14 protein-coding genes, 2 tRNA genes and 1 other RNA gene are annotated in these 15277 nt (G+C 38.2%); all 17 read right to left on the minus strand.

The genetic code is table 11. The annotated features are described in order from the left end of the window. Positions 1–82: 82 nt before the first annotated feature. The 17 genes from murG to KKH91_06940 all read right to left on the minus strand — a co-directional run bounded on the left by murG (position 83) and on the right by KKH91_06940 (position 15214). Entirely contained in the window at positions 83–1183 is a 1101-nt protein-coding gene (gene murG / locus KKH91_06860; GenBank protein MBU0952523.1) for an undecaprenyldiphospho-muramoylpentapeptide beta-N-acetylglucosaminyltransferase, read from the minus strand. After that, positions 1180–2289 carry a putative lipid II flippase FtsW gene (ftsW, locus tag KKH91_06865; protein MBU0952524.1) on the minus strand — a complete coding sequence of 370 codons (1110 nt, stop codon included), beginning with the start codon at positions 2287–2289 and terminating at the stop codon, positions 1180–1182. Before ftsW ends, murG begins: the two co-directional genes overlap by 4 nt. 3 nt (positions 2290–2292) lie before the next feature. Further along, positions 2293–3645: a UDP-N-acetylmuramoyl-L-alanine--D-glutamate ligase gene (murD, locus tag KKH91_06870; protein MBU0952525.1), complete on the minus strand. Its 1353-nt coding sequence runs from the start codon at positions 3643–3645 to the stop codon at positions 2293–2295. 2 nt (positions 3646–3647) lie between these two features. Next, the gene (gene mraY / locus KKH91_06875) at positions 3648–4733 is read right to left on the minus strand and encodes a phospho-N-acetylmuramoyl-pentapeptide-transferase (protein ID MBU0952526.1); all 1086 of its coding nucleotides are present in this window, start codon (positions 4731–4733) and stop codon (positions 3648–3650) included. Then, the gene (locus KKH91_06880; GenBank protein MBU0952527.1) at positions 4733–6109 is read right to left on the minus strand and encodes a UDP-N-acetylmuramoyl-tripeptide--D-alanyl-D-alanine ligase; all 1377 of its coding nucleotides are present in this window, start codon (positions 6107–6109) and stop codon (positions 4733–4735) included. Before KKH91_06880 ends, mraY begins: the two co-directional genes overlap by 1 nt. After that, positions 6091–7590 (minus strand): UDP-N-acetylmuramoyl-L-alanyl-D-glutamate--2,6-diaminopimelate ligase, encoded by a 1500-nt coding sequence (locus KKH91_06885; protein MBU0952528.1) that lies wholly within the window; start codon positions 7588–7590, stop codon positions 6091–6093. Before KKH91_06885 ends, KKH91_06880 begins: the two co-directional genes overlap by 19 nt. Then, positions 7565–9277, minus strand: a complete 1713-nt coding sequence (locus KKH91_06890; protein ID MBU0952529.1) for a penicillin-binding protein 2 — start codon at positions 9275–9277, stop codon at positions 7565–7567. Before KKH91_06890 ends, KKH91_06885 begins: the two co-directional genes overlap by 26 nt. Further along, entirely contained in the window at positions 9261–9551 is a 291-nt protein-coding gene (locus tag KKH91_06895) for a hypothetical protein (protein MBU0952530.1), read from the minus strand. The genes KKH91_06890 and KKH91_06895 overlap by 17 nt, the downstream gene beginning before the upstream one ends. Positions 9552–9614: 63 nt before the next feature. Continuing rightward, positions 9615–10502 (minus strand): 16S rRNA (cytosine(1402)-N(4))-methyltransferase RsmH, encoded by an 888-nt coding sequence (rsmH, locus tag KKH91_06900; GenBank protein ID MBU0952531.1) that lies wholly within the window; start codon positions 10500–10502, stop codon positions 9615–9617. Between the two features lie 4 nt (positions 10503–10506). Next, on the minus strand, positions 10507–10932 hold the full coding sequence (gene mraZ / locus KKH91_06905) for a division/cell wall cluster transcriptional repressor MraZ (protein MBU0952532.1): 426 nt from the start codon (positions 10930–10932) through the stop codon (positions 10507–10509). Positions 10933–11051: 119 nt separating this feature from the next. After that, positions 11052–11358, minus strand: an RNA gene (gene rnpB, locus KKH91_06910) — RNase P RNA component class A. A 13-nt stretch (positions 11359–11371) separates the two neighbouring features. After that, positions 11372–12097 carry a hypothetical protein gene (locus tag KKH91_06915; protein MBU0952533.1) on the minus strand — a complete coding sequence of 242 codons (726 nt, stop codon included), beginning with the start codon at positions 12095–12097 and terminating at the stop codon, positions 11372–11374. 21 nt (positions 12098–12118) lie between these two features. Then, a tRNA-Val gene (locus KKH91_06920) sits at positions 12119–12192 on the minus strand. A 5-nt stretch (positions 12193–12197) separates the two neighbouring features. Further along, positions 12198–12270, minus strand: a tRNA-Ile gene (locus KKH91_06925). Positions 12271–12315: 45 nt separating this feature from the next. Next, complete coding sequence (locus KKH91_06930) at positions 12316–12915, minus strand: hypothetical protein (protein MBU0952534.1); 600 nt, start codon at positions 12913–12915, stop codon at positions 12316–12318. 102 nt (positions 12916–13017) lie between these two features. Beyond that, entirely contained in the window at positions 13018–13956 is a 939-nt protein-coding gene (locus tag KKH91_06935; protein MBU0952535.1) for a PorV/PorQ family protein, read from the minus strand. Between the two features lie 37 nt (positions 13957–13993). After that, positions 13994–15214, minus strand: coding sequence for a hypothetical protein (locus KKH91_06940; GenBank protein MBU0952536.1), 1221 nt, complete (start codon positions 15212–15214; stop codon positions 13994–13996). Between the last annotated feature and the right edge of the window lie 63 nt (positions 15215–15277).

The following is a 15277-nucleotide window of genomic DNA, read 5'->3' on the forward strand; positions in this document are numbered from 1 at the left end:
TTATACAATAATTAGGAGAAAGATTCCAGCAAAAAGCAGGAAAAGGTATTGATAACGTAAGCATAATTTTGTGGAAGCGTTCCTATTTTATCAGGTTGACGATTGTATCAACCATGACTATTTCGGGGTTCAGGGATTTGAAAGCGGTAATGTTATCGAATGCTTTTTTATAAGAAAGAAGCTTGCCGGGATTTTCTACAAATTCCGACAAAAGCATGGAAAGTTTTTGCGGGCTTAAAGATTTTTCTTCTATTACCACGGCTGCATGATTGTTCCCAAGATAATCAGCATTAAACTTCTGGTGGTTTTCTGTTGCATAAGGAAATGGTATAAGTATGGCCGGCTTCTTTAAAGCTATAAGTTCCGCTACAGTTGTTGCCCCTGCGCGGCAGACAACCAAGTCAGAGAATGCATAAGCACTTCCGATATTATGAAGATAAGTCATTACTTTTGCATCAAACCCTTTTTCCTTGTATGAATTTTCTACCCGGATAATATCCTTTTCGCCGGCCAGATGCATAAACTGCAGTTTTGATTTATATTTTTCAAGCGCTCCCAGAGCATCAACCATCAACTGATTTATTGCATGAGCCCCCAGGCTGCCTCCAAAAATAAGTATTTTAAATTTGCCGGCATCAGCATTGAAGCTTTCGGGAGTATTAGTATTTAAACCTTCAAGAATTTCTTTCCTGACTATATTTCCGGTAAAAACAGTTTTACTTTCGTCAAAATACTTTATTGATTCAGGGAAGCTGATCATTATTTTCGCTGCCATTTTCGACAGTACTTTGTTTGCAATTCCGGGGAGATAATTTTGTTCATGTATTACGGTAGGAATTCCGGCTATTTTTGCCGAAAATAACACCGGAAAAGATAAATAATTGCCCAAACCAAGCACCAGGGCTGGTTTTGTTTTCTTTAGAAGCAGGAAAGAAGTTAATATTGAAACAAAAAGTTTGAAGAGAAAAAACACAAATTTAAACGAAAATTTCCTGGGCATCCCCGAAACATTCAACCTGTAATAATTAAAGTTTTCTTTTTCTATGATATTTACGCATTTATCTCTTTGGCCTATGACAAAGCTGATTGAAAAACCTCTTTTTTGCAATATTTTTGCAAGAGCTATAGCCGGGTAGATATGCCCGCCAGTCCCGCCAGCTACGATTAATATGTTCTTGTTCATCTAAACACCGTGAGTTTCCCTCTGTTGCGCGAGATATTTGCTAAAATGCCCACTGCGCTCATTGTAAGAATCAATGAAGTGCCGCCATAGGAAAAAAACGGCAATGCGATACCTTTTGTAGGCAGCAATCCTGAACAGACTGCCATATTAAAAAAAGCCTGTAAAACAATCAATAATGTAATCCCGGAGGCCAACAACATCCCGAATAAATCCTTGGCCTTTTGAGCAATCTTTATTCCTCTATACAAAAAATACGCAAATAACCCTACTATAACAATGGTACCTAATATCCCCAGCTCTTCGCCGATAACTGAAAAAATAAAGTCTGTATGCGCTTCCGGCAGATAAAATTTTTTCAACTCGCTGCCGCCAAGGCCTTTACCGAAAATCCCGCCTGATCCCAAAGACATTAGTGACTGGCATAATTGGTAAGCTGATGATTGCGCATGTTTCCATGGGTCCATAAAAGCAAAAAAACGCGCTACCCTGTAAGGTTTACTTAAAATTTCAAAATATAACACTGGTACAGCCAATAAAAACAATGCCAGCAGGTGCATAATTCTTGCGCCGCCGATAAAAAGCACTATCATAGTCACAGTAATGATGATAAAAGGAATCCCGATATCCGGTTCCAGGGCTATCAGGAAAGAGGCAACGCAAGCTACGATTATAGGAGGCAAAAAACCTTTAACGAAATCCTTTAATTTGCTTTTATTTTTGTCTATGAAATCAGCCACGAATAGTATTACGGCAAATTTTGCAAATTCTGAAGGCTGGAAATCAATCAGACCCAGATGAATCCATCTCCTGGCCCCTTTAACCGATTTTCCTATTATTAACACGGCAATCAAAAGAATTATTGAGGTAATTATTGCGGCAGTGGATACTTTCTGCAAATACCTGTAATTCAGTGAAGCAAAAAAAAGAAAAAAAACCAGGCTTATCAGCGTCCACAGAATTTGTTTTTTCAGGAAAAAAAACTGGTCAGCTCTTTTTTCTCCTGTCATGATAGCGCTTGAGGAATATATCATAACAATGCCGAAACATACCAGCAGAAACACAACAAATAAAAGTTTATAATCAGCTTCCTGCAATTTTGCGAACATAGTTTAGTTTAAAGAATTTACCAGTTTTTTGAATTCCGAACCGCGTTGTTCAAAGTTATCGAACTGGTCAAATGAACTGCACCCTGGCGATAACAAAACCACATCCCCAGGTTTAGCAGTTTCCGACGCAATTTTTACTGCATTTTTTAATGTTTTGACTTCTATAATCTCCGAGGTTTCCGTAAGGTCTTTTTCAATTATTTCTGCCGCTTCTCCAATCAATAACAGTTTTTTTACTTTGTCTTTGACAAGGTTTTTTAGGGGCGTGTAAGAAGCGCCCTTATGCCTGCCCCCCATAATAAGAATAACATTTCCGCTGAAAGACTCTAATGCAACAAAAGTGGAATCGACATTTGTCGATTTTGAGTCATTAATGTATTTTATTCCGTTTATTTTTCTTACCAATTCAAGCCTATGTTCAACACCCTGGAAGCTTTCCAATGTCTTTTTGATTAACTCCGGTTCTATCCCGGCCAAAATACCAGCTGAAAGCGTAAAAAGCGCATTTTCAATATTATGCCTGCCCGGGATGATTAAATTCAAAGAAAAATGATAGTTACTGGGTTTTAAAAACGGCAGGCTGATAAAAACTTCTTTTGATACGCTGTCATAGCTAATACCCGCTTTAAGCCTTTGCTTCTGGCTTACAAACACAACGGTAGAATGGTATTTTCCTGACATTTTCCTGCAATTTTCGTCATCATAATTCAGAATACAATAATCCTCTTTCGTCTGGTTCCGGAATATATTTTCTTTAACGTTTATATAATTCTCCATCGTTTTATGGTGTTCCAGATGGTCCGGGGTAATATTTAATATGCAGGCAATACCCGGTTTGAATTTTTCCGTATCCTCAAGCTGATAACTCGATACTTCTACAACTACTACAGTGTCTGAATTTATATCATCGACGAAACTGATCAAAGGCATGCCTATATTGCCGGCTACAACTGTTTTAAAACCGGAAGACTTGAATACTTCCCCTACCATCATGGTTGTGGTTGTTTTTCCGTTTGTTCCAGTGATTGCTACAAGCAGTTTCGGTTTAATAAGGCTGGCAGCCAGCTCTATTTCGCTTAAAATCCTGATGTTTTTCTGTTTGGCCCGTAAAAGAATTGGCAGATCTGAAGGGATTCCCGGGCTTTTGATAATCAGCCCTGAGTTGAATATTTTTTCTGTATGCCCGCCAATTTCATATTTTATTTTTTCATTTAGGAGACTTAAATTCCCTGCAGCTTTATCTTTGTCCGCTGATTCCGAAACAAATACTTCAACTTTTTTTGAGTATAGGAAATTTGCTGTTGCTATTCCTGTTTTTCCTAACCCCAAAATAGATGCTTTCTTGTATGGAAACATAACTATCTCAATTTAAGAGAGCTCATTGCGATTAACATCAGTATGATGCCTGCAATCCAGAACCTTACGGTAACTTTTGTCTCGACCCATCCGGAAAGCTCAAAATGGTGATGCAATGGGGCCATTTTAAATATTCTCTTCTTGTATCTCTTGTAACTAAAAACCTGCAAAACCACGGATATTATTTCCGCAAAAAAGACACCGCAGACAACAATAAATATTAATTCCTGCTTTATAAAAACTGCTACCAATCCTATAGCCCCTCCTAAAAACAAGGAACCTGTATCTCCCATAAAAACTTCAGCCGGATAGCCGTTGAACCAGAGGAATCCAAGCCCTGAACCAATCATTGCGCAAAGAAATACCGTCAATTCACCTGCTCCGCTCACAGGAATTATTCTTAGATATTGTGACATCTTTGCATTGCCGGCTATATAAGCGAATATTGCGTAAGCTATCCCTGCGATTATAATATTTCCGATAGCCAGTCCATCCAGGCCGTCTGTAAGGTTTACAGCGTTAGATGCGCCTACAATAACAACCATAGCGAACAGTAAATAGAAAATTCTAAGATCTATAAAAACTTCCTTAAGGTAAGGAATGTTGATGCTTGTCGCATATTGGTAATTAGCAGGATAAAAGTACAGGTAAATACACACAGCGGCCGCAAAAGTAAACTGTCCTGCAAGTTTCCATCGGGCTATTAATCCTTTGCTGTCTTTTCTAACTATTTTTGTATAATCGTCCATGTAACCCAGCAAACCAAACCAGACCATTCCCGCAATAATCCAGAGAATAAACCTGTTATCAAGCTTAGCCCAAAGAATAGTGGATACTACCAGTGAAATAAGGATTATCAATCCCCCCATTGTAGGAGTGCCATTTTTTTTCAAGTGTGTCTGAGGTCCGTCAGTCCTTATCGACTGTAAAAATTGCTTGTTTTTCAGGTAATTGATGATTTTTGGCCCAAAAATAAAACTTATTAACAGCGAGGTTATTATCGCAGATATTGAACGAAAGGTTATGTATTCCAAAACATTTAAGGGCGAAAAATATATTTTTAACGGATATAACAAATGATATAGCATTACGGCCTCAAAATTTTACCAATGGTTTTTTCCAGCCCCATTCCGCGCGAGGCCTTGAATAAAACTACGGTATTTTTATTTAATTTTCGTTTCAAAACAGATAGCAGTCCTTCCTGGTCGTTAAAATGCCGGACATTTTTTAATTTGCTGTTTTCTTTTACCTGCTTCATCATGTTCCCATAAAGGTATATATTTTCTAAAGGGAGCCCTGCTAAAAAATCTCCAAGGAGTTTGTGTTCATTTTCTGCATATTTACCTAACTCAAGCATGTCCCCTATCACGACAATCTTTTTCTTACCCGGATAGCCTTCAACAAAATAAGAAATAGCCTGGCGCATTGAATCAGGATTTGCGTTATAAGCGTCATTTATTAATAAAGAACCTGAAGGAGATTCTATTTTTTCCATACGCATGTCGATTCCAGTGAATTCTTCAAGCCCTCTTTTTATGATATTATTGTCTACACCCAACGAAAAACACGCTGCAGCAGCGGCCAGCGCATTCATAACATTAAACCTTCCGGGTAAAGAAAGATTGATGTCAATTATTTCTTTGTTTAGCTTCAATTTGAAAAACGTACGGCCTTCGCCGATCTGAATATCATAAGCGCTGACATTTGCACTGTCAATCAATCCATAAGTGACCATTTTGCATTTTAAACTCGATTTTAAACCCACTAAAAGAGGGTCATCAATATTAATAACGGCAACACCTTTCACAGGCAATGAGGCAAAAAGTTTGCTTTTTTCATGAAAAACCTGTTCAGGGCTGCCCAAATACTCCAAATGTGTTTTTCCAATGTTCGTTATTATACCAACATCTGCACAAGCTATATCAGCAAGCCTATCCATTTCACCCGGAACCGAAACACCAAGCTCAAGAATACAATATTTGTGTTCTTGCTTAAGATTAAACAGCGTTAGAGGAACACCTATAAGGTTATTGTAATTTTTAAAACTCGCCAGGGTCGGGGCTTTATTTTTTAGAATTGAATAAATTATTTCTTTTGTAGTGGTTTTACCGCTTGAACCTGTTATTGCAATAGTCACAGGCGCAATTTTTTTCTTATAATAACTGGCAAAATCACCCAGCGCTTTTAAAGTATCCTTTACGATAACAACAGAGGGAATTTTTGGAAAATATTTGCTTATTTCTTCACTCATCCTGGCCAGAACCAGGCCGGACGAGCCTTTTTCTATTGCTTTTCCAATAAAAGTATGAGCATCAAAGTTTTTGCCTTTTAAAGCAAAAAAAATGTCTCCCGAATGGACATGTCTTGTGTCGGTTGATACATTTAATATATTAGAATCAGGATCGCCGAAAATGAACTTTCCTCCAGTAGCATTGATCAGCTCCTTTAATGTAATTTTTTCCATTTTTTTAGACCATTCAGTAATTCATTTTCAACAACTTCTCTGTCACTAAAATGAATTTTTTGCTGGCCAATTATCTGATAATTCTCATGGCCTTTCCCCGCAAGTAAAACAATGTCGTTTTTTTTCGCAATTTGCAGAGCTCTTTTAATTGCTTCTTTTCTATCGAGTTGTATTTCGTAATTTTCTTTACCGGCTCTTCTTATGCCGACTTCAATGTCGAAAACAATTTTTTCCGGATTTTCTGAACGGGGATTGTCACTTGTAACTATTGCGTAATCGCTGAGTGTAACTGCCGTTTCTCCCATGATGGGGCGCTTTGACCTGTCTCTGTCGCCTCCGCAGCCAAAAAGGGTAATTATTTTCCCTGTTACAATTTCTTTTAAAGTTGTTAAAACATTTTTCAGCGCGTCATCAGTGTGTGCGTAATCTACGACAATTGTGAACGGCTGCCCGCAATCAACTTTTTCAAGCCTGCCCGGAACTGATTTAAGATTTTCTATGCCCTTCACTATTGATTCAGGCATTATGCCAAAATTCAGCGCGCAGGCACAGGCCGCCAGAATATTATAAATATTATGCTTGCCGATTAATTCTGACTTTATTCTAAGCTTCAAATCCCCGCTGTGCAAATCGAAGGATGTTCCGGAGGCCTCGTACCTTATTTCAGCAGGATAAACATCAGATTTTTGTGAAAGACCGCAGGTTATAGCTTTGCATTTTATTAATCCCGGGATTTTTTCGCCCCAGGTATCGTCGTTGTTGATTATAGCAAATTTTATCCGGTCTTTTTCACCCTCTTTTTCCAGAAGTTTAAAAAGCTTCAGTTTTGCGGCAAAATATTCTTCGAAAGTTTTATGAAAATCCAGGTGGTCCCTGGTTAGATTAGTAAAAATTGCGGCATCAAACTCAACAAAATCAACGCGATTAAGGCTGAGGGCATGGGAAGATACTTCCATCAGTACAGTTTTTATTTGTTTCTTTACTGCTTTATCAAGTAAAAATTGCAGGTCAGAAGACAGGGGAGTTGTGGTATCAGGTGAAATTATTTCTTTTCCAAACCTATAATTAATAGTGCCGATTACTGATGCGGGCATACCGGCAGTTTCAAAAATCGATTCAAGCAGGTAAGTTATGGTTGTTTTCCCGTTTGTTCCCGTGACACCGATTACATTCAGTTTTTTCGAAGGAAAATCATAATATTTTGCAGATAAAAAAGAAAGTGCTTTAAGAGCATTCGGAACAACGATTTGAACGGTATCTTTGATATCGTCTAATTCTCTGTCAGTTACTATTGCCGCAGCGCCATTTGTAACAGCTTCGCTGACAAACCTGGCACCATCTGTATGCTGGCCCTGCAGGCAGACAAAAATATATCCCGAACAGACTTTTTTTGAATGGTATGTTATACCGGTGATATCAATATCGGCCCTGCCTGTTAATTTATAGGCTGAACCTTCAATAAGTGAGCTTAGTAAGGTCATAACGCGCCCCTTGGGCGTCTATTTTTGGAATGTTAAGGTAGTTTATTGATTCCTTGGCTATGTGTGAAAAAACCGGGCAGGCTACATCACTTGCCCAATAATTTGATTTAGGTTCGTCCAAAACTACCAGTATGGTCAGCTGAGGGTCTTCTGCAGGAAGAAAACCGCAAAAGGAAGCAACATATTTAGAAGTCGAATACTTTTTTGTTTTTGGGTCTATTTTTTGAGCCGTGCCTGTTTTTCCGCAAACCGTGTAACCTTCAACACCTGCCAATTTACCGGTACCATAATCAACAACATCCCTAAGCATTTTTTTTAATTTTACAGTTATTTCTACAGGCAAAACTTCTCTTATTACCCTCGGCTTGTTTGACCACATAACTTTATCGTTATTATCGATGATCGATTTAACTATCTGGGGTTCATAAAGGATACCGCCGTTGGCAATTGAAGAATATGCGTTTATAAGCTGCAAGCCGGTAACACCTATCCCCTGGCCAAAAGAAATAGTCAGAGCTGAAACCATGGACCACCTGGAGCTGAAAGGATTGAAAACCAGCCCTTTTTGCTCCCCCGGAATGCTGCTGCCTGTATAATTGCCAAAACCGAACTGTTTCATCCAGTAATATATTTTCTCTCTTCCCAGTTCAATGCCGACTTTGGCAAAACCTATGTTTGACGAGTAGGCCATTATGCCTTCTAAAGAAAGATACCCGTATTTTTCATGATCATTTATTTCAATGTCCTGATATTTATAGCTTCCATTTTCACAAAATACTACATCACTCATATTAAATTTATTTTCAGCTAAAGCTGCCGCCGCAGTTACCACTTTAAATGTCGAGCCGGGTTCATATACTTTATGAATCGGCGGTATAATCAGGTCTTCTGACGTAAACCCTTCAACATTCGGGTCAAAATTAGGGTAGTTTGCAACAGCTAAAATTTCTCCATTTTTAGGATCCTGAATAATTACGTAAGCATTGGCCGGCCTGTATTTTTTAACAGCGTTTTCAAGTTCCCTGCTGGCAATATATTGTAAAGTCGTATCAATGGATAAAACTATGTTTGGCGAATTTAAATTTTTTTCGGAAGAAAGCCTTAATTCATGCTTCAAACCATCACGGTTAAATATTTCGGTCACTTTTTTTTGTTTGACCAGATTATCATACAAATATTCTATCCCGGACAAACCCTGCCCGTCAATACCAACAACACCCACTATTTGTGAAGTCAGATTCTTGTAAGGATAGTACCTCTTTGTTTCCTTTTGTATCACGAGCCCGTCAATTTTAACCTGTTCGACATTTTTAGATTCGTCGGCCGGAACCTGCCGCTTTATCCAGACAAAATTACTGTCCTTGCTTATTTTTTTCAGAACCTCATTTGAACTGATTCCCGCCATCCGGGCCACATCTCTGGAAAAAACATTTTTGTCCTGTATCGCTCCGGGATTAGCTGAAAAAGAATAAGATTTTACATTCATTGCAAGAGTATGTTTGTTTCTGTCGTAAATTATTCCCCTGAAAGGATTCTGGATTTTCTTCTCAATCACCTGCTGTTCTACTAATTGCTGCAGTTTTTGATGGTTCCATACCTGTAAATAAAACAATCGTACAAAAAGCACGGAATAAACCGCTAAAACGATTGTGAATACAGCTGCCATTCTTTTATTTATGATTTTCATTGGCGCCCGTTGAATCCAAGTAAATAGTATTTTCTTTTTTCGGCGTAGCGAATTTCATTTTTTTTGCTATATCGTCGAGTCTTTCAAGCGATTCCATTTTGTAGTACAATATTTGCAAATCTGAAAGGGTTTCCTTTTCCTTTATTTTTTCTTCGTTGAGTTTATTGATTTTGTACTGCATTCTTACAGATTCTATTTGTTCCCACGCATAGATAATAGCCACAAAAAAAATCAGCGCTGTCAGCCCAAAATAGTTATAAGGCCCTTTTTTCATAGTAGGTTCCAGGGTGCGGCCTGTTTATCGAAGGTGATTCGATAAACAGGTTTTCTGCATTTTTCAGGACAACCTCAGAATAGCAGCGCGCAATTTTGCGCTGCGGGCTCTTGGATTAATCGCTATTTCGCCGGATGCCGGCAAAACAGGTTTTTTGGTCAATATTTCGAATTTATCGCTATTTTCCTGAAAAAATCGTTTAACTATCCTGTCTTCAAGCGAATGGAAGGAAACAACAACTATTCTTCCCCCATTTTTTAAGTATTCAAGTGATGCATTTAAAGCTTTCTCGAGATTTTCCAGCTCTGAGTTTACCTCTATTCTAATGGCCTGAAAAACCCGGGTTGCAGGGTGTAAATGTTTCTCCCAAAATCTCCTTGGAATTGTGCTTTTTATTATTTCTGATAATTCTAAAGTATCTTCTATGCTTTTCCCCTGCCTAGCTTGAGCTATGTTTTCTGCGATTTTTTTTGCCCATCTTTCTTCGCCATAATCCTTAAATATTTCAGTTAACTTTTCTTGTGGATAACCATTAACAACCTCAAACGCCGTCAAATGGCCTATTGTATTCATTCTCATGTCGAGCGGGCCCTTTGAATTAAAGCTAAAACCACGCTCCGGTTTTGACAGTTGATAACTTGAAACACCCAGGTCAAAAACGATGCCGTCAATTTTCGGAAATCCCGTGTTTTTTAGTATCTCTTCAAGGTTTCCAAAGTTATCATTGACGACCTGATACCTTTCAGCAGTTTTCTGAATTTCTTTCTCTGCCAGCACAATTGTTTCTTTGTCATTATCCACCCCTATTAACAGCCCCCCAGGGCCTATTTTTTTCAGGATTTCTTTAGCATATCCGCCTAACCCCAGGGTTGCATCTACGTAAATTCCTCCGGGCTTTACGTTCAAATATTCAACTGCTTCGTTTAAAAGAACTGGAACATGCTCCGCCATAGGATTATATTTCCAATTCAGGAGCCAACTTATTAAATATACCCTGGGCTTTGCTATAATATTTATTCCAGGATTCCTGCGACCAGATTTCAACCCTGTCGCGCACTCCTACGACAATAACTTTATTATTTATTTTTGCCTGTTTTTTTAAATCCTGAGGGATAAGAATTCTCCCCATTTTATCCGCCTGCAGGTCTATTGCGACCGAAAAAAAAGCGCGTTTAAAAGCGCGCTCATGAGCTTTGTTTTTCAATGAAAGGTTTTCAAACTTATTTATTAATTTATTCCAGGATTGTTCAGGATAAAGATAGAGGCAGCCGTCAAGGCCTATAGTCACATAAAAATTTTTAATTCCCTGGCGGAATTTTGCGGGAATGAATAAGCGGTTTTTGTTGTCTATCGCGTGTTTGTATTGTCCGGTAAAAGCCATAGCTCCCCATTAATATCCACTATTAACCACTTCACTCCACTATTATACTATAGGATTTTAAATAAATCAAGGGGAATTTTTGAGTTTTGATTTTAATAATTTTTTGGCGGGCAAAAATAATAAAGGGATGAACTGTAAGCCGAGTTCTGTATCTCCTCTTTCGAGGAAACAAGGGTTATTTCTCTTGTCCGGATGTTGCCACCCGGATCATGCGTCCTACTACTTCTGGACTTGCACCCAAGTAAGGATTTAGCCGTTTCAGCCGGACTTAACCGGGTCGTTTCTGTTCGCACCTCGCGCCTTACGGCGTATGGGTATTACCCATTACCTGTTTTTTCGTTCAATATTGCTATTGAACAAAGAAGAGAGCCCGGACTTTCCTCTCCAATGCCCTTGCGGGATCAGAGCAACCCTTCGTTCATCCCCTTATATTTTTGGATTAGATTGGTTTAGGTATGTAGAGAATTCTGGAGCAATTGTCGCAAATAATCAATGCCTGATTTTTTGCAACTTCGTTGATAATCTGAGCCGTCAGTTTTATATGGCAGCTGCCGCAATTTTCATTCTCGATAGAAGTAATTGCCAGCCCGTCTTTTCCCTTGCTGCGGATATGCTCATACTTTTTAAGGTTAGACGGTGAAACAGTATCCGCTATGGTTTTTCTTTCCTGTTCCAAACCTGTAAATTTATTTTCAAATTCCTTCTTTTTTTCTTCCAATATTTTAATTTTATCGTTTACTATGCCTTCTTCAATTTTTATTTTATTTTCTTCGTCTTTTACATTTTTATTAAAAGTATCTATTTCATCCATGGCTTTAAGGATTTCTTCTTCTATCTGGCCTTTTTCCTGCTCGATTTTTGAAATCTGTGATTGCAGGGCCTTGTATTGCTCATTGGTTTTTACTACATTAAGGTCTGTCTTCTGCTTTTTTATTGCTTCATCTTTGGAGGCAATATCCAGCTCAAGAACTTTATACTTGGCCTGCATTTCTTTGATGTTTTTCTTTTTTTCTTCAAATCTCTGCTTTATGGCACCAATTTCTTCTTTTTGTTTCTCTATTTCCGCAGGAATAAAAATACATTCTTCCTGGTATCTATCTAATTCGAGGTCAATTTCCTGAAGCTTAATTAGTAATTCCAGATCCTGATTTAGTTTTTCGTTCACTTTTTCCCCGATAATTTTAATTGGACGACACAGGACTTGAACCTGTGGCCTTACGGATGTGAACCGTACGCTCTAACCAATTGAGCTAGTCGTCCGTAACTGGGCTCCGAGGGATTTGAACCCCCGACCAATTGGTTATGAGCCAACCGCTCTGACCGCTGAGCTAGGAGCCCAAAATCGAGTTTAATTATATTCAAAAAAAACCCTGTTGTCAAATATTATTCCCAACCCTGGCTGGACTCATCTTTTAAGGCAGTATACCGCTGTAAAAGAACATTTTCAATTTTTTCTTTAAATTCCTTCTTAAACAATACTATTTTTACCCAATTCTTCCCTTCTTTTCTTTCAGGCCAGCCTACCCAAGGGCCTGATTTGCCTTCAAATATCTTGCATTCTATTGATATTGCCTGACCAAAAGCAACTTCCGCAAATACTTTAAGTTTTGATTTAGAATTATTATACTTATAAAATTTTGAGATTTCAAAACCCATTTCCTGATTTGAATTTTTAGCGGCTTTCTCCGCCGGTTTATTTATTGCTTCAATAATTTGGCTATAAAGAGTCTTGCTTAATATTTTCACTTGTTCATAAACCCTGCCGGTTTTCGTTGAGTAACTTGGGAATTCCAATAATGTTTTACCTTCATTTTTTTTAATGTTGATTCCCTTGATTTTTATTAAGTCATTCAAGTCTATTTCAGCCTGGGTAGTGCCATTTGTATTACTAATTTTGATGTTTGTAATAAGAATATCTTGCCCGTAAATCAGGCAACTGCTGAAAATAAAAATAATTAAAAAAATGATTATGTGTTTTTTCATGATTATTTAAAAAATGACCCCCATTTGGTAGGAGGTCATCTCTGGGCACAGTGCTAAGTCCCATTATTACGTAATAATGGGATAATATATAAATTGGGTGTATTAGAAACTATATTTTAATCCTACTCTCATTGTGTCGCCAAGGTCTCCATAAGGAGCCCAGGTAGCATCAAAACCGAAGGAATCCTTAAGAGTAAACCCGACACCGGCAGAAATACCTGCGGTGCCGCCAGCATCTGCTAAACCTGAATTATACCCAATTCTTACAGGAAGTTTGGTTTTATCCCCAAGTGCAAGGGCATATTCTACTCCAAGATTTGCAGTGGAAACGCTGTCGCTGATTCCATAATTAACGTCGAATGCAGCCATAAGTTTCTCAGTTGCCTGGAGTTTTGAACCAATTTTCAAATTCATAGGAAGCGGGTCTGCAACATCAATAAACTTTATCGTGCCGCCAGCATTCTGCAAAGCCAAACCTAAATCCAGCTTTGGTGAAACTTTGCACAAACAGCCTAGGTCTGCCGCAAAACTTGAAGCGCTTTTGTCATCAATGGACATATTTATAATCTTCAAATTTAAACCTAATCCTAAACTGTCCGAAAGAACTTTCGAATAAGCAAGTGTTATGGCTGTATCGCTTTCACCGAATTTCGTTGCGGTTTCAGCAGTAGAGCCGCCGACATAAGCTCCGATATTATCAGTTTTGGGAATGCCTGTGACTGAAAGCATATTAATCCCAAGCCCGAACGTACCCATCTTTGTAGGCATGCCAAACGCCAAATAATTGTATTTTATATCCTGAAACCAAACCGTATAGGTCGCAGCCGCTTCAGATTTAGGCAGATAAGCCAAACCTGCTGGATTTGCGCCGATACTGTTGACATCATCAGAAACTGCGCCAAAAGCTCCGCCAAGAGCAGCCGGCCTGGCTCCGCCGATAATCTTTAAAAACTGGCCTCCTGCAGTACCTTTCCCGCCTGCGAAAGAAATACTTACAACAAAACACACTGCTAAAAATCCTAAACTCAGTTTTTTAAACATCTCTAACACCCCCTATCCAAATTTATAGGTTCTTCTATCAATATTCGTACGTTACCCCTACAAAATAATTACTCGTGGTGTAATTATATCTGTAAACCTGTTCGTATTTCATATTTGAAACAGAATTAAATTGCGATACCAACATTTTAAGACTCATTTTCTCAAATAATGGATAAGTCAAACCGAGAGAAAGATAATTTGTGTCAGTTTTTGTCTTATCCGCCAAATTGGTGCCTGCTGAATCCTGCGCTAACCGCTCTGTGTATTTTCTTGAACCCATTTGATAGGACAAGTCAACTTTAAGAGGAATTGTATTAAAAGAACAACTAACAACTGGCGCTATCTGAGTTTCTGAATAATCATAATATTTTGGCGTATAAGGGTTATCCTGTGAAGTGGCTTTTACGTTGTAATGATTTTGAGTGGAATTGTAATTAATCATAGACACATTTAACCCGCCTAATAACGTTACCGGTCCAGCAGGAATCAACGCAATCGAAGGGAATACGCTAACCGCAATGCTATTATCAGCTCTATTTTCTGGTTTATAAACATTAACTATTTCCGTGATGACTTTTTGATCAGCAAAACTTTTTAAATTGTAACCGAACGACCAATCAATAACAAAACTATCCAAAGGATAAATCTTACCGTAAGCTGAAATTTCACTCGCTGAAAAATCCAAAATCTTTTTCCCTACAGAACTACTGGAGAGTTCTGATCCGTATTTTTCTTTGGTTTCTGTTTCAGCTAAAGTGTTGTAATTAGGAAAAACAATTGTATAGCAACTGTATCCAGCTGTAATGTTCTTATGCGAAATATCCGCGCCTGCCGTTACTTTATTATAATCAAACAAACCCTTCCCCCAAGTCTCGTCAGTTGTTTCCTGAAATAGTTGGTTCATATAACCGACTTTTGCCCTTAATTTTACATTTTTAGATAAATTGATAATCGGTTTTAGCGCTATATTGTAATCAGCTGATTGCTGGACTAAAGTACCACCACCTACTAATTCCGTTACATCTTTTACGCCATTATATCCAAGATAAAAAGCAGGCAAAAGAGAAAACTTATCACTAAATTTGATAGCAGGAACAAAATCAATATTCAAGTTCCCATTATACGAACCTGATTCTTTTTCAAAAGCATACTGCCCTAAAAGAGCTTTTACATTGAAAACAGTGGTAATATCTGAAGCAGATAACGGCAAAACAAAACAAATCACGGCAACAACAAAAAAAACAATTCTTTTCAGCATTATAAATTCCCCTTTATAAAAACATTAGCCAATCTTAAATTTACCAGTTCAGTCCGTACTGGT

This window comes from Elusimicrobiota bacterium (assembly GCA_018816525.1).
Classification (GTDB): Bacteria; Elusimicrobiota; Endomicrobiia; order CG1-02-37-114; family XYA2-FULL-39-19; genus OXYB2-FULL-48-7.